The 13,916-nt window shown below is 73.2% G+C and carries 20 protein-coding genes; 13 read left to right on the top strand and 7 right to left on the bottom strand.

Annotated features, from left to right (window positions below; genetic code table 11):
• Positions 1-59: 59 nt before the first annotated feature.
• On the top strand, positions 60-1,106 hold the full coding sequence (locus tag HLB15_RS02090; RefSeq protein WP_171103224.1) for a 1-aminocyclopropane-1-carboxylate deaminase: 1,047 nt from the start codon (positions 60-62) through the stop codon (positions 1,104-1,106).
• Positions 1,107-1,163: 57 nt separating this feature from the next.
• On the top strand, positions 1,164-1,451 hold the full coding sequence (locus HLB15_RS02085) for a UBP-type zinc finger domain-containing protein (protein WP_171103222.1): 288 nt from the start codon (positions 1,164-1,166) through the stop codon (positions 1,449-1,451).
• Positions 1,452-1,469: 18 nt separating this feature from the next.
• Here the strand turns inward: HLB15_RS02085 and HLB15_RS02080 are convergent, their stop codons facing one another.
• Positions 1,470-2,042, bottom strand: coding sequence for a TetR/AcrR family transcriptional regulator (locus HLB15_RS02080; RefSeq protein ID WP_171103220.1), 573 nt, complete (start codon positions 2,040-2,042; stop codon positions 1,470-1,472).
• 86 nt (positions 2,043-2,128) lie between these two features.
• Here HLB15_RS02080 and HLB15_RS02075 point away from each other — a divergent pair, with 86 nt between their 5' ends.
• The 4 genes from HLB15_RS02075 (at position 2,129) to HLB15_RS02060 (ending at position 4,449) form a co-directional block, all read left to right on the top strand.
• Entirely contained in the window at positions 2,129-3,031 is a 903-nt protein-coding gene (locus HLB15_RS02075; protein WP_229785534.1) for an SDR family oxidoreductase, read from the top strand.
• Positions 3,032-3,077: 46 nt separating this feature from the next.
• Positions 3,078-3,458 carry a YciI family protein gene (locus HLB15_RS02070; protein WP_171103218.1) on the top strand — a complete coding sequence of 127 codons (381 nt, stop codon included), beginning with the start codon at positions 3,078-3,080 and terminating at the stop codon, positions 3,456-3,458.
• Between the two features lie 32 nt (positions 3,459-3,490).
• Positions 3,491-3,916, top strand: a complete 426-nt coding sequence (locus tag HLB15_RS02065; protein ID WP_171103216.1) for a helix-turn-helix transcriptional regulator — start codon at positions 3,491-3,493, stop codon at positions 3,914-3,916.
• A gap of 62 nt (positions 3,917-3,978) precedes the next feature.
• Entirely contained in the window at positions 3,979-4,449 is a 471-nt protein-coding gene (locus HLB15_RS02060) for a VOC family protein (RefSeq protein ID WP_171103215.1), read from the top strand.
• A gap of 116 nt (positions 4,450-4,565) precedes the next feature.
• Here the strand turns inward: HLB15_RS02060 and HLB15_RS02055 are convergent, their stop codons facing one another.
• Positions 4,566-5,024 carry a VOC family protein gene (locus HLB15_RS02055; protein WP_171103213.1) on the bottom strand — a complete coding sequence of 153 codons (459 nt, stop codon included), beginning with the start codon at positions 5,022-5,024 and terminating at the stop codon, positions 4,566-4,568.
• 111 nt (positions 5,025-5,135) lie between these two features.
• On the opposite strand from HLB15_RS02055, the gene HLB15_RS02050 reads away from it, so the two are divergent.
• Positions 5,136-6,137 (top strand): helix-turn-helix transcriptional regulator, encoded by a 1,002-nt coding sequence (locus tag HLB15_RS02050; RefSeq protein ID WP_171103211.1) that lies wholly within the window; start codon positions 5,136-5,138, stop codon positions 6,135-6,137.
• Positions 6,138-6,234: 97 nt separating this feature from the next.
• Here HLB15_RS02050 and HLB15_RS02045 read toward each other — a convergent pair whose 3' ends face one another.
• From HLB15_RS02045 to HLB15_RS02035, 3 genes are all read right to left on the bottom strand, one after another.
• Complete coding sequence (locus HLB15_RS02045) at positions 6,235-6,663, bottom strand: organic hydroperoxide resistance protein (RefSeq protein ID WP_171103209.1); 429 nt, start codon at positions 6,661-6,663, stop codon at positions 6,235-6,237.
• A gap of 88 nt (positions 6,664-6,751) precedes the next feature.
• Complete coding sequence (locus tag HLB15_RS02040; protein ID WP_171103207.1) at positions 6,752-7,366, bottom strand: cation efflux transmembrane domain-containing protein; 615 nt, start codon at positions 7,364-7,366, stop codon at positions 6,752-6,754.
• Positions 7,367-7,378: 12 nt separating this feature from the next.
• Positions 7,379-8,119, bottom strand: a complete 741-nt coding sequence (locus HLB15_RS02035; protein ID WP_171103205.1) for a class I SAM-dependent methyltransferase — start codon at positions 8,117-8,119, stop codon at positions 7,379-7,381.
• Positions 8,120-8,234: 115 nt separating this feature from the next.
• On the opposite strand from HLB15_RS02035, the gene HLB15_RS02030 reads away from it, so the two are divergent.
• The 5 genes from HLB15_RS02030 (at position 8,235) to HLB15_RS02010 (ending at position 12,227) form a co-directional block, all read left to right on the top strand.
• The gene (locus HLB15_RS02030; RefSeq protein WP_171103203.1) at positions 8,235-8,639 is read left to right on the top strand and encodes a TOBE domain-containing protein; all 405 of its coding nucleotides are present in this window, start codon (positions 8,235-8,237) and stop codon (positions 8,637-8,639) included.
• Complete coding sequence (gene modA / locus HLB15_RS02025) at positions 8,636-9,394, top strand: molybdate ABC transporter substrate-binding protein (protein ID WP_171103201.1); 759 nt, start codon at positions 8,636-8,638, stop codon at positions 9,392-9,394. Before HLB15_RS02030 ends, modA begins: the two co-directional genes overlap by 4 nt.
• Positions 9,394-10,185 carry an ABC transporter permease gene (locus HLB15_RS02020; protein ID WP_171103199.1) on the top strand — a complete coding sequence of 264 codons (792 nt, stop codon included), beginning with the start codon at positions 9,394-9,396 and terminating at the stop codon, positions 10,183-10,185. Before modA ends, HLB15_RS02020 begins: the two co-directional genes overlap by 1 nt.
• Positions 10,182-11,234, top strand: a complete 1,053-nt coding sequence (locus tag HLB15_RS02015) for a sulfate/molybdate ABC transporter ATP-binding protein (RefSeq protein ID WP_171103197.1) — start codon at positions 10,182-10,184, stop codon at positions 11,232-11,234. The genes HLB15_RS02020 and HLB15_RS02015 overlap by 4 nt, the downstream gene beginning before the upstream one ends.
• A 168-nt stretch (positions 11,235-11,402) precedes the next feature.
• Positions 11,403-12,227 carry an alpha/beta fold hydrolase gene (locus tag HLB15_RS02010; protein ID WP_171103195.1) on the top strand — a complete coding sequence of 275 codons (825 nt, stop codon included), beginning with the start codon at positions 11,403-11,405 and terminating at the stop codon, positions 12,225-12,227.
• Here HLB15_RS02010 and HLB15_RS23915 read toward each other — a convergent pair.
• Entirely contained in the window at positions 12,214-12,471 is a 258-nt protein-coding gene (locus HLB15_RS23915; protein WP_171103193.1) for a zf-HC2 domain-containing protein, read from the bottom strand. The genes HLB15_RS02010 and HLB15_RS23915 overlap by 14 nt on opposite strands.
• A gap of 307 nt (positions 12,472-12,778) precedes the next feature.
• The gene (locus tag HLB15_RS02000; RefSeq protein ID WP_171103191.1) at positions 12,779-13,141 is read right to left on the bottom strand and encodes a DUF4267 domain-containing protein; all 363 of its coding nucleotides are present in this window, start codon (positions 13,139-13,141) and stop codon (positions 12,779-12,781) included.
• Between the two features lie 84 nt (positions 13,142-13,225).
• Between HLB15_RS02000 and HLB15_RS01995 the strand changes: the two genes are divergently transcribed.
• The gene (locus tag HLB15_RS01995) at positions 13,226-13,804 is read left to right on the top strand and encodes a TetR/AcrR family transcriptional regulator (RefSeq protein WP_171103189.1); all 579 of its coding nucleotides are present in this window, start codon (positions 13,226-13,228) and stop codon (positions 13,802-13,804) included.
• Positions 13,805-13,916 lie beyond the last annotated feature (112 nt).

Raw genomic sequence — 13,916 nt, 5'->3', positions numbered from 1 at the left:
TTCCACCCGCGCTCCCGCATGCAATATATTGCATGTGTCGCCGACCCGGAGGAGCACCTATGGCCCTGTCCGACTTCCCCCGTCACCCGCTCACGTTCGGGCCCAGCCCCGTGCATCCGATGCCGCGCCTCACCGCGCACCTCGGCGGCGGCGTCGAGATCTGGGCCAAGCGCGAGGACTGCAACGCCGGGCTCGCCTACGGCGGCAACAAGACCCGCAAGCTCGAGTACCTCGTGCCCGACGCGCTCGCGCAGGGCGCCGACACCCTCGTCTCGATCGGCGGCTACCAGTCCAACCACACGCGGCAGGTTGCCGCCGTCGCCGCGTCGCTGGGGCTGCGGGCGGTGCTCGTGCAGGAGAACTGGGTCGACTGGCCCGACACGGTCGCCGACCGCGTGGGCAACATCCTGCTCAGCCGCGTCATGGGCGCCGAGGTGCGGCTGGACCCTGCCGGCTTCGGCATCGGGTTCAAGGACTCGTGGGCGCGCGCCGTCGCGGAGGTGACCGAGCGAGGCGGCACGCCGTACGCCATCCCGGCCGGCGCGTCGGACCACCGGCTCGGGGGCCTCGGCTTCGCGCGATGGGCGTACGAGGTGCAGGAGCAGGAGCGCGAGCTCGGCGTCTTCTTCGACACGATCGTGGTGTGCGCGGTCACGGGCTCCACGCAGGCGGGCATGATCGCCGGGTTCGCCGCGCTCGAGGAGGCCGGCGGCCCGCCGCGCCGGGTCGTCGGCATCGATGCGAGCGCGAAGCCGGAGGAGACGCGCGACCAGGTGGCGCGGATCGCGCGCGCGACCGCGGAGCTCATCGGTGTGGGGCGGCCGCTGCGGGAGGACGAGATCACCGTGCTGTCCGGCTGGGCCGGGAACGCGTACGGCATCCCCGTCGAGTCCACCCTCGAGGCCATCCGGCTCACCGGGCGGCTCGAGGGCGTCATCCTCGACCCGGTGTACGAGGGCAAGTCGATGGCCGGCCTCGTCGACCTCGTGACAGCGGGCGAGGTCCCCGCCGGCAGCACCGTGCTCTACGCCCACCTGGGCGGGCAGCCCGCGCTCAACGCGTACAGCGGCCTCTTCACCGAAAGCCTCACCGGCGGCGAGGCCTAGAATCGCGTCAGTGACGGCGACGCCGCCGCCCGCCGGCCCGACGTGAGGACGCGAACGATGAGCACCGACTGCACGCACCTCGACCAGATCGCCGTGCCGGAGCCCGAGAGCACCGGGGACTGCCCGGAGTGCGTCGCCGTGGGCGGTACCTGGGTGCACCTGCGCGCCTGCCTCGTGTGCGGGCAGGTCGGCTGCTGCGACTCGTCGCCCGGCAAGCACGCGACCGGCCACTACGAGAAGACCCGCCATCCGCTCATGCGGTCGGTGGAGCCCGGCGAGGGCTGGGGCTGGTGCTACGTGGACGAGGAGACGATCTCGACCGCGGAGCTGGCCGCTCGGCGCTGACCGGGGGAGCGCCCCCGGTCAGCCTGCGGGCGTCGCCAGCCGGCGCAGCTCGGCCAGCACCGCGCTCGCGATCTCGGTGAGGGGGCGCTCCTCGCCGTCGCGCAACCACTGGGCGAACGCGACGGCGAACGCGGTGCTCGCCGACTCGGCGGCCAGCCGGGCGGCGGTCTCCTCGACGCCGCGGGCGTGCAGGGCGTCGCGGATCTCCGCGGCGACGTGCGACATCTTGTGCTGCTCGCGCTCCTGCAGCGCGGAGTGCTGGTCGATGACGGTCTGCCGCCGCCGCGAGCGGGGCCGCATCTCGTCGGTGAACACGGTCGCCGCCGAGGCGATCGCTGCCTCGATCAGCTCCCACGGCGTCGCGCCGTCCGGGGACTCGTCGATGCCGCGCAGGAAGGCCGCGCCGAGCATCTCCTGCCCGTCGAAGAGGACCTCGCGCTTGTCCGCGAAGTGCCGGAAGAACGTGCGTTCCGTGAGACCGACCGCCGCGGCGATGTCCGCCGCCGTCGTCTGCTCGTAGCCGCGGCTCACGAAGAGGTCGAGGGCGGCGTCCTGCAGTCGTCCGCGCGTTCCGGGTTGCCATCGGGCCATGGGTCCAGTCTATGTGATGACAGTGACTGACTTGAGGCGTACAGTCATGTCTGTGACTGACGTCAGTCACAGACATCACCGGAGGTATGACCATGCATGTATTCGTCACCGGAGGCTCCGGCTGGATCGGCTCCGCGTCCGTGGACCAGCTCCTCACCGACGGCCACACCGTGACGGCGCTCGCCCGGTCGGACGCGTCGGCGTCGGCCCTGGAGGCCAAGGGCGCCACCGTGCTCCGCGGCGACCTGGACCAGCTCGAGGTCCTGCGCCGCGGGGCCGACGCCGCCGACGCCGTGCTGCACCTCGCGAACAAGCACGACTTCGCGAACCCGGCTGCCACGAACGCGGCCGAGCGGGCCGCCGTCCAGACGCTCGGCGACGCGCTCACCGGCAGCGGCCGCCCCTTCCTCGTGGCGGCGGGCATCGCGGGGGTCGTGCAGGGCCGTCCGGCCACCGAGGCGGACGCCTCGCCCTTCCACGGCCCGGACTCTCCGCGCGGCGGCAGCGAGAACCTCGCGCTCGAGATGGTCGAGCAGGACGTGCACGCCGTCGCGCTGCGGTTCGCGCCGACCGTGCACGGTGTCCTCGACCACGGGTTCATGGCGGTGCTGCACGACACCGCGCGCCGCACCGGCGTCGCCGCCTACGTGGGCGACGGCACCGACGCGTGGGCCGCCGTCCACCGGTCCGACGCCGCCCGGCTCGTCTCGCTCGCGCTGTCCAAGGCGCCCGCCGGCGCCAGGCTGCACGCGACCGCCGAGGTGGGCGTGCCGACCCGGGAGATCGCCGAGGCGATCGGCCGCGCGCTCGACCTGCCCGTCGCGTCGGTGCCGCAGGAGCAGGCGACCGAGCACTTCGGGTGGATCGGCGCGTTCTTCGGCCAGGACCTGCGCGCCACGAGCACGACGACACGGCAGCAGCTCGGCTGGGAGCCCACCGGCCCGACGCTGCTGGAGGACATCGCCGCGGGCGCGTACACGGCGGGCTGAGCCTCAGCGACGGAGCGCGAAGCGCGGCGAGGGCTATCGTCAGAAGATGGGCCGTGATCCCCACATCCCGGACGCGTTCGACGTCGTGACCGTCGTCGTCCTGCGGCGTCCCGCCGACGCGCCCGCGATGTCCGACACCGCGCTCGACACGCTCCAGGCCGAGCACCTCGCGTACCGGGCGGAGCTGGTCCGGGGCGGGGTGCTCGTCGCGAACGGCCCGTTCGGCGAGCAGAGCGACGAGGCGTACCGCGGCATGTCGATCTTCGCGTGCGGTCCCGCCGAGGCGGCACGTCTGTCGGAGGCCGACCCGTCGGTCGTCGCGGGCCGGCTGGTCTACGACGTCATGGAGTGGTGGGTCGCCGCGGGCACCCTGGCGTTCCCCGCGGCGAGCACCCCGGTCGCCACCCGCCGCTCCCTCCCGGACTGACCGAGGGTGCCGTGCCCCCGTACGCTGAGCGCATGGGGATCCCCTCCCGTGCCGCCACGCCGCGCGAGGCGGACAACCTGCGCCTGCTCCGGGTCCGCGACGCCATCGACCGGGGCTACGCGGAGCCGCTCGATGTGGCGGCGCTGGCCGCCGTCGCGCACGTGTCGCCGTCGCACCTCATCCGCGCGTTCAAGGCCGCCTTCGGGGAGACGCCGCACCGGTATCTGCAGCGGCGTCGGATCGAGCGGGCCATGGCGCTGCTGCGCGAGACGGCCACGCCCGTGACCGAGGTGGCGTTCGCGGTGGGGTTCCAGAGCCTCGGTACGTTCAGCCGAACGTTCAGCGAGATCGTCGGTTCGTCGCCCACCACGTACCGCCGGACCGCCGCGCCGCTGCTCGCGCCGGGCTGCTTCACGCGCGCCTGGACCCGTCCGGCGACGGGAACCGCGCGGGGCTGACGGGCGCGGGATCGAGCAGTTTCGGAGAAGCGCCCCGGCCCGGCTGCGACCACGATGGGCCCATGCTGACTTCCATCGCCATCACCCCAGTTCGCGTGCTCGACCAGCAGGAGGCCCTCGACTTCTACGTCGGCAAGCTCGGGTTCGAGGTGAGCGCCGACGTCGACATGGGCTTCATGCGCTGGCTCACGATCTCGCTGCCCGCCGACCCCGACCGCCACCTGCTCCTGGAGGTACCCGCGCCGCCCGCGCTGAGCGAGGACTCGGCCGCACAGGTCCGTGACCTGCTCACCCGGGGCGCCCTCGGCGCCGCCTGCATCCTCAACACCGACGACTGCCAGGCCGAGTACGAGCGCCTCACCGCGCTCGGCGTCGAGTTCACCGAGCTGCCGACCCGGCAGCCCTACGGCATCGACGCCGCGCTGCGCGACCCGTTCGGCAACCACATCCGCCTCACCGAGCCGGCGCGGGGTCCGGTCGAGGTGACGCAGGAGGACATCGAGCGCTGGAGCAGGGAGGCCCCCCAGCGCTGAGCTGCGGCCTTCGACCTCCCTGGATCGTCTTCGAGACCGACGTTGCTCGGCTTTGACGACGCTCAAAGCCGAGCAACGTCGGTCTCGAAAGCGATCAGCGGCAGCCGCCCGCTGCGTCAGGCGGGCCGGTCCGCCGCCACGTCCAGGATCCACGTCACGCCGAAGCGGTCCGTGAGCATGCCCGACGCCGGCGCCCATGCCGACGGCCCGTACTCCTCGACGACGGTCGCGCCCTCGGCCAGGCCCTTCCACAGCGCGCCGACCTCCTCGACACCGTCGCCCCGTACCGACACGAAGAACGGCTCGTCGGTGAGGGTCGCGCCGTTCTCGCGGCGGGTCGTCGGCGTGCCGACGGGGCGGTCCTCGCCCGGGACGTCGTAGGCCATGATGCGGAAGCCGTTCTCGGCGACGACCTGGCCGAACACGACCCTGTCGGCGCCGGGCGCGTCCGCGGGCACGCCGACGTCGCCGTAGGTGGTGACGAGCAGCTGCCCCCCGAACACGGCGTGGTAGTGCTCGAGGGCTGCCCGGGCCTGACCGCGGAAGTTCAGGTGGGGCACGGTGGTGATCGACATGTCGACCGTCCTTTGCGGAGAGGGGGACGCCGCCGGAGGTCCCGGCGACAGACCCACCCTCCCGGCAGTTCCGGACAGGGAACGTCCGGTACTCGTGACAGTCTGGACGGCATGCCGATCGCCGACGCGACCACGACGTCGTCCCGCCTGCTCGCCCTGCTGTCTCTGCTGCAGGCGCGCCGGGACTGGCCGGCGGAGCGCCTCGCCGGCCGGCTCGGCGTGAGCGAACGCACCGTGCGCCGCGACGTCGACCGGCTGCGCGAGCTCGGCTACCCGGTCCAGGCGACCAGAGGGCCGGAGGGCGGTTACCGGCTCGGTGCCGGTTCCGAGGTCCCGCCCCTCCTGTTCGACGACGAGCAGGCCGTCGCCCTCGCCGTCGCCCTCCGGACCGCCGTGACCACGGGGGCCGACGTCGAGGACGCCGCCGCCCGCGCGCTCGCGACGTTGCGCCAGGTGCTGCCGTCGAGGCTGCGGCAGCGGGTCGACGCGCTCGAGCTGTCGGCGGGCCGCCCGGCCGGTGTGTCCGTCGGCACCGACGTCCTCGTCGCGCTGAGCGCCGCCGTCCGCCGTCGGGAGGAGGTGCGGTTCGACTACCGCGCGCCCGGCCGCCCGGACGACGGCGACGGCCCGCCGCGCCGGGTCCAGCCGCACCACGTCGTGGCCCGCGACGGGCGCTGGTACGTCGTCGGCTGGTCGCCCGCGCGGGACGACTGGCGGGTCTACCGCGTCGACCGGATGGAGCTCCGCGTGCCCAACGGCCCCCGGTTCACGCCGCGGGAGGTGCCCGGCGGGGACGTCGCGGCCTTCCTGACGGCGCGCTTCACGGGTTCGGGTGACCCCGGGCCCCGCGCCGCGGGGTGGGCGTGCCGCGGCGAGGTGGTGCTCGACCTGCCCGTCGAGCGGGTGGCACCGTTCGCGCAGGACGGCGTCGTCGAGGCGCTCGGCCCTGACCGGACACGGCTCGTGGCGGGTGCCTGGAGCTGGGCGGCGCTGGCCGCGAGCCTGCTGCGGTTCGACGCCGACGTCGAGGTGGTCGGCCCGCCCGAGCTCCGCGCGGCGTTCGCGGACGTGGCGGTCCGGGCGAGCCGCGCGGCGTCGTCGGGCGGCGGCTGATCCTGTCGCGAACGTGCCTCGAGGCCGGCGCCTCCCGGGTCCGCGAGCACGCAGGACCGAGAGACGCCGACCTCGAGGCGGGGGCGACGCCGACGCGTCAGGCGACCGTGGCGTCCACCGTCACGTCGATGTTCCCGCGCGTCGCGTTCGAGTACGGGCATACCTGGTGGGCGGCCTCGACGAGGCTGTCGGCCGTGGCCTGGTCCACCCCGGAGAGCTCGACGTGCAGTGCGGCGCTGAGGCCGTAGGCACCGCCCTCGGTCGGGTGGATGCCAACCTCGGCGATGACGGCGGAGTCGGCGATCGTGATCTTCTGTGCGGCCGCGACGCCCTTGAGGGCGCTGTGGAAGCAGGAGGCCCAGCCGGCGGCGAAGAGCTGCTCGGGGTTGGTGCCGCCGCCGGGGCCGCCCATGGCCTTCGGCACGGCGAGCGTCAGGTCCAGCACGCCGTCGTCGCTCGCGGCGCGGCCTCCTGCGCGGCCGTCGCCGGTCGAGGTCGCCACTGCGGTGTAGATGCTGTCAGCCATGTTCCGCTCCTTGGTCGCGTCGCTTGTAGACGAACTAGTACGTCCACTCTACGGTGAGGAGCGTCCCGGCACAAGCGCGGTGCGCGGCTCAGCCGAGGTCGTCGCCCACGATGGCCTTCGCCGCCAGCCTCTCCTCCTCGCCGACCTCCCACACCTCGTGGCTCGCATGCAGGGCGAGCAGGATGATCGCGCAGCCCAGCACCAGGTCGGGCCAGCCCGATCCGGTCTGTGCGGTGAGCAGACCCATCGCGATGATCGCCACGTTGACCACCACGTCGTTCCGTGCGGAGAGGAAGGCGGCGCGGCCGAGGGCCCCGCCCTGGTGGTGGCTCCGTGCCAGGAGCCAGGCGCTCACGCCGTTGACGACGATCGCGCCGGCCGAGGCCACGACCAGGGGGAGCGCGTCGGGCGGCGTCGGCGACCCGAAGCGCTGCACGGCCTCCCACGCTGCCGCCGCGGCGGGCAGCAGGATCAGCGCGGCCATGACCCGGCCCATGCGGGCGCGCCGGGCGAGGGGCCACGTGAGAGCGAGCGCGACGAGCAGGTTGATCGCGGTGTCCTCGAGGAAGTCGACGCTGTCCGCCAGGAGGGCGACCGATCCGGCGCCGAGCGCCACGGTCAGCTCGACCACGAAGTACGCGAGGTTCAGCGCGGCCACGACGAGGACGGTCCGGCGAAGGCTCGCCGTGTGCCTGCTGGTCATGGCTGCGAACCGTCACGCACGGCGCGCCAGCATGCTGAACGAGTTCGGGAGCCGCCCATCCCACGCGGCGGCGTCAACGCCGCCGGGCCGCCAGAACGGCTCGGGGTGCTCCGCGAGGTTCTCGAGCAGGAATCCCGAGCGGAGGCCTGCCGTGACGATGTCCGCAAGGGTGTGCTGCTGCTCAACCGCACCCCGCCCGGGAAACGTGTCGTTGACGTGCGAGGCGGCGAAGTACCCGCGGTCGGGTCGGATCCGTGGTTCATCGGCGTCCCAGGTCCACAGCGGGACCAAGGGATGCGCCTCGTAGACGTAGAGCCGACCACCTGGGCGCAGCAGGCGGTACGTCTCCGCGAGGAAGGCGTCGAGATCGGCGAGCCAGATGAGTGCGCCCTTGCCCGTGTAGACGAGGTCGGCGCACGCGTCCGGCAGGCCGCTGTTCGGCAGTGTCGACTGCGTGTAGCGGCACGGAAGGCCGAGCTCGTTCGCTCGCCGCTGGGCGCTCGAGACGGCGGCCTCGCTGTAGTCGAGACCATGCACCGTGCGTGCGCCGAGGCGGACGAGGGCAGCGTCGTCCAGGCCGTGACCGCTGAGCGGGTGAACCACGTCCGCGCCCGGCACGATATCCGCAAGGGCGTCCAGCTCAGGGGGAAGGAGTACGGCGGTTCGGGCGGCTTCGAGGTGTGCGGCGTACTCGTCCTCGTACTTGCGCGCCGCCGCGGCCCACGCGGTCCGGGTCTGGTGGTCAGTACTCATTCGCCCAGCGTCGCAGCGGGCGAAGAGATCGCGACAGTCCGAACCGCGGTGACCCTCCGCATGATCGGCGCTCCGGCCTCCCGCTGACCGCAGCGGCGGGTCTAGCATGCTTTCCATGCCGCAGATGAGGATCCGCGACGCCGCCACCTACCTCGGCGTCAGCGACGACACCGTGCGCCGCTGGATCGACCGCGGCATGCTCACCGCGGGCACCGACGCGTCGGGCCGCAAGGTGGTCGACGGCTACGAGGTGGCGTTGGTCGCACGCGAGCAGGCGACGCCGCCCGGTCCGCCCGGCGGGGTGGCCAGCTCGGCGCGCAACCGGTTCGTCGGCATCGTCACCGACCTGCGGGTCGACACCGTGATGGCCCAGGTCGAGCTCCAGTGCGGTCCGTTCCGCGTGGTGTCGCTCATGAGCAGCGAGGCGGTGCGCGACCTGCGGCTCGAGCTCGGCTCGGTCGCGGTGGCGGTCATCAAGTCGACGACCGTCATCGTCGAGACCGCGGCGGAGGAGTCATGAGGCGCGTCGTGCCGGCCGCGACGGCGGTCCTGCTGCTCACCGCGGGGTGCGCGTCCGGCGACGCCGACGCCGCCACCGGCGAGACCACGCTGACCGTGTTCGCCGCGGCGTCCCTGACGGCGACGTTCGAGGAGATCGGCGAGGAGTTCGAGCGCACCCACGAGGGTGTCGAGGTGGCGTTCAGCTTCGCCGGGTCGTCGGACCTGGTCGCGCAGGTCCAGGAGGGCGCGCCGGCCGACCTGGTCGCGTCGGCCGACGAGGCGACCATGGAGCGGCTGACCGCCGACGGGCTGGCGGGCGCCGACCCGGTGGCCTTCGCGTCCAACACGCTCCGGATCGCCGTGCCGGCGGGCAACCCGGCCGACGTGTCCGGCCTCGCGGACCTGGCCGGCGACCTCGACGTCGTCGTCTGCGCCCCGGAGGTACCGTGCGGCGCCGCCACGCAACGGGTCGCGCGGCGGGCGGGCGTCGAGCTGTCCCCGGTCAGCGAGGAGCGGTCCGTCACCGACGTGCTGGCCAAGGTGACGACCGGCGAGGCCGACGCGGGCCTGGTGTACGTCACCGACGTCGCCGCGGCGGGCGGCGCGGTCGAGGGCGTCGCGTTCCCCGAGGCGGCCGCGGCGGTGAACGTGTACCCGATCGCGGCCGTCGCGGGGAGCCCGCACGCCGAGCTGGCCGCAGAGTTCGTCGACCTCGTCCGCGCCGGGCCCGGGCAGCGCATCCTGCGCGACGCCGGGTTCGCGCCCGCACCCTGATGTCGAGCTCGCCCGGCCGGGTCGGCGTCCCCGCCTGGATCGTCGTCCCCGCCGTCGCGGGGGCGGCGTTCGTGCTGCTCCCGCTCGTCGCGATCGTGCTCCGCACCCCGTGGAGCCGGTTCCTCGACCTGCTCCTGTCGCCCGCCTCCGCCGACGCGCTCGCGCTCAGCCTGCGGACCTCCGCCACGAGCACGGTGCTGTGCGTGCTGCTCGGCGTGCCGATGGCGCTCGTCCTGGCCCGGACGAGCTTCCGCGGGCAGGGCGTGCTGCGCTCGCTCGTGCTCCTTCCGCTCGTGCTGCCGCCCGTGGTCGGCGGCATCGCGCTGCTGTACACGTTCGGCCGGCGCGGGCTGCTCGGGCGGACGTTCGAGGTGCTGGGCGTGCAGGTGGCGTTCTCGACGACGGCGGTCGTGCTCGCCCAGACGTTCGTGGCGCTGCCGTTCCTCGTGGTCAGCCTCGAGGGCGCGCTGCGGACCGCCGGGCAGCGGTACGAGGTTGTCGCCGCCACCCTGGGTGCGAGCCCGACCACCGTCTTTTGCCGCGTGACCCTCCCGCTCGTGCTGCCCGGCCTGGTCTCGGGCGCGGTGCTCGCGTTCGCCCGGTCCCTGGGCGAGTTCGGCGCCACGATCACGTTCGCGGGCAGCCTGCAGGGTGTCACCCGCACCCTCCCGCTCGAGATCTATGTCCGCCGTGAGACGGACGCCCCGGCCGCCGTCGCCCTCTCGCTCGTGCTCGTCGTGGTGGCCGTGCTGGTCATCGGCCTCACCCGTCAGGGGAGGACGGGACCGTGAGCTTCCGGTACGACGCCGCCGTGGCCGCCCGCGACGTCGACGTTGCCCTCGAGATCGAGCGCGGCGAGACGCTCGCGCTGCTGGGCCCGAACGGCGCGGGCAAGTCCACGGTGCTGGCCGTCGCCGCGGGCCTGCTGCGCCCCGACTCCGCACGTGTCGAGCTCGACGGGCGTCCGCTGACCGTGAGCGGGGCTGGACGGCGCGCGGTGCACGTGCCGCCGCACGACCGGCAGATCGCCCTGCTGTCCCAGGAACCCCTGCTGTTCCCGCACCTCAGCGTGCTCGACAACGTCGCGTTCGGGCCTCGCAGCCGGGGCGCGAGCCGCGCCGCCGCGCGCGCGACGGCTCGCCACTGGCTCGCCGAGGTCGGCGTCGAGGAGCTCGCGGACCGCCGTCCCGCCCAGGTCTCGGGCGGGCAGGCGCAGCGTGCGGCGGTGGCCCGCGCGCTGGCGGCCGACCCGGGCCTGCTGCTCCTCGACGAGCCGATGGCGGCGCTCGACGTCGCCGTCACACCCGACCTGCGCCGCACGCTGCGCCGCGTGCTCGCCGACCGGACGGTGCTCCTGGTCACCCACGACGCGCTCGACGCCCTCGTGCTCGCCGACCGGGTCGCCGTCCTCGAGGGCGGCCGCGTCGTGGACCACGGCGAGACCGCGCGCGTGCTGTCCCAGCCCCGCAGCAGGTTCACCGCGCAGCTCGCGGGCCTCAACATGGTCACCGGCACGTGGCAGGACGGCGCGGTACGCACCGCCTCCGGCCTGCGCCTCGAGGGCATGCCCGACGGCGACCCGCAGCCGGGCGACGCCGTCGTCGCGGTGTTCCCGCCGCGCGCGGTGTCGGTGTTCCGTGAGCCCCCGGGCGGCAGTCCGCGCAACGTCCTGCGCGTCACGCCCACCCAGCTCGAGCCCCACGCCGGCCAGGTGCGGGTGCGGACGGCGGAGCTCAGCGCCGACATCACGCCGCAGGCCGCCGCGGAGCTCGACCTCGCCCCGGGCGCGCGCGTCTGCTTCGTCGTCAAGGCCGCGGAGATCACGGTGTACGCCGTCTGAGGCGCGGAGTTCCCGGCCGAATCACCCGGGTATTTCCCGCACCCGGCGCGCGCCCGGCCGGTCGTGGCTCCATCCTGGCTGGAGGGGGCCGGGTCCATGCACGTCGCTGGATCTGGGGCAGCTTTCGCTGCGGGGGCCGCGCCCCCGCACCCGTGAACGGAGTCAGATATGCCGAGCATTGTCACGAACGACGGGGTGGAGATCTTCTACAAGGACTGGGGGAGCGGGCAGCCGATCGTGTTCAGTCACGGCTGGCCGTTGTCGTCGGACGACTGGGACTCGCAGATGTTGTTCTTCGTCCGGCAGGGCTTCCGGGTCATCGCGCACGACCGGCGGGGTCACGGCCGTTCGACCCAGGTGGCTGACGGGCACGACATGGACCACTACGCGGACGACCTGGCGGCGCTGACGGCCCACCTGGACCTGCACGACGCCGTGCACGTGGGGCACTCGACCGGTGGTGGTGAGGTGATCCGCTACATCGCGCGGCACGGTGATGCGCGGGTGGCCAAGGCGGCGATCATCGCCGCCGTCCCGCCGTTGATGGTGCAGACGGACGTCAACCCGGACGGGTTGCCGATCGGGGTGTTCGACGACCTGCGGTCGCAGCTGGCGGCGAACCGGTCGGAGTTCTACTGGAACCTGTCGGCGGGTCCGTTCTACGGGTTCAACCGGCCGGGGGTGGAGCTGCGTGAGCCGCTGGTGCTGAACTGGTGGCGGCAGGGGATGGCCGGTGGTGCGAAGGCGCACTACGACGGCATCGCGGCGTTCTCGGAGACCGACTTCACCGAGGACCTCCGGGTGGTGCAGGTGCCGGTGCTGGTCATGCACGGTGATGACGACCAGATCGTGCCGTACGCGAACGCGGGTCCGAAGTCGGCCGAGCTGCTGCCGAACGGGACCCTGCGGACGTACGAGGGGTTCCCGCACGGTATGCCGACCACGCATGCCGAGGTGATCAACGCCGACCTGTTGGACTTCATCCGCTCCTGACCCGGACCCGCGCCGCTGCCTTGCGCGTCCACGCCGTCTGCCGCGCGTCGATGAACGCGCGGATGCAGCGTGGGCAGCCGTCCATGTGCGACTCGAACCGGCGCACGCGCCGGGCCGGCAGGCGCCGGTCGAGGTAGTCGTGCATGACGGCGCGCGTGGAGCGGCACTCGACATCCCGCAGGTCGTGGACGACGGCGTCGCGCGACGATCGTGCCTCGCGCGGTCTGGTATGGCCCGCAGTCACCCGGATCTGCCCCCTGTGCACGCAATCACCCGGTTTGGACCGGCTGGCATCATTCTCGCCGTCGATGTGGATGCATCGAAATGCCCTTGTGATATGCGGTTCGCGATATGCGCTTGCTCAAGAGCCGCCCCGACCCGCCACCAGCCGCCGAGGTAGTCACCTGGCGAGGTAGTCAGTTGGCGAGGTAGTCACGCAGCGAGGTAGTCACCTGTGTGGTGATCCTGCCGCCGGGGTATGGCTGTCAGGGCCGGCGCGAGGCAGAGCGCAGGCGAGGCTCTCGGCCTGCGCCGGGCCTCGCCCCGCTCCGTCAGGCGAGGAACAGGAGGGCCGAGCTGATCAGGACGACGGCGGCGGTGGCGAGGTGCACGCCGAACGCGACGGCCTTCGACCCGCCGTGGCGCAGCACGATGAAGGTGTCGCCGATCGGTGCCAGCGCGACGGCGAGCATGTACCAGGCCTCGGCCTGCGCCCCGGCGAAGATCAGCAGCACGAGGCCTACGACGCCGAACGTCGTGTCCCGCACGCCCTTGATCTCCAGGTAGGCGCGGTCCTGCGTAGCGGGGACGCCGTAGCCGGCGGCCGCCGCGAAGGGCTGCAGCAGGAAGCGCACGCCGATGAACAGGATGAAGACGTTGAGGACGGCGGCGAGCGTGTAGGCGGCGATGGTCATGGAGACTCCCTGCTAGCGGTGACAGTGTTGATAGCAACGCTAGCAGAGCGTCGGTAGGATTCCTAGCGTTGCTAGGATGGGCGCATGGCGACAGGCAACCGGCGCGAGCGCGAACGTGCGCAGCGCGAGCAGATGATCGTCCGCGCGGCACGCGAGCTCGCCGAGGCCGAGGGCTGGGACGCCGTCACGACCCGACGCCTCGCCGCCGAGATCGAGTACAGCCAGCCCGTGCTCTACAGCCACTTCAGCGGCAAGGCCGCGATCATGACGGCGGTCGCGGCCGAAGGCTTCGAGGAGCTCGCGGTCGCGCTGCGCACGGCGCGGACGGCGGTGTCGGGCGTGCGGGCGTCGCTCGCCGCCGTCGCACGGGCGTACACGGACTTCGCGCGCGAGCGGCCGGCGCTCTACGACGCGATGTTCACGCACGCCGTCGAGCTCCGGTTCGCCAGCCCGGACGCGCCCGATGCGCTGCAGGCGGGCTTCGCCGAGTTCCTCGAGGTGGTCGGGCCGGTCGCGGGGGATGACGCCCCCGGCCTCCTCGCCGAGACGTTCTGGGCCGGCCTGCACGGGCTCGCGCTGCTCGAACGCAGCGGCAGGCTCCCGGAACAGGCGCACGACGAGCGCCTGACCCTCCTGATCGCCCGCCTCGCCCCGCCGAGGTAGTCAGCTGGCGAGGTAGTCACGTAGCGAGGTAGTCACATAGCGAGGTAGTCACATAGCGAGGTAGTCGCCCAGCGAGCGCCACGTGACTACCTCGCCACGTGACTACCTCGCC

Source organism: Promicromonospora citrea (genome assembly GCF_013004695.1).
In the GTDB taxonomy this organism is placed as follows: Bacteria; Actinomycetota; Actinomycetes; order Actinomycetales; family Cellulomonadaceae; genus Promicromonospora; species Promicromonospora citrea.
Note: the sequence above shows the minus strand (reverse complement) of the source record. Positions and strands in the feature narration are given on the sequence as shown.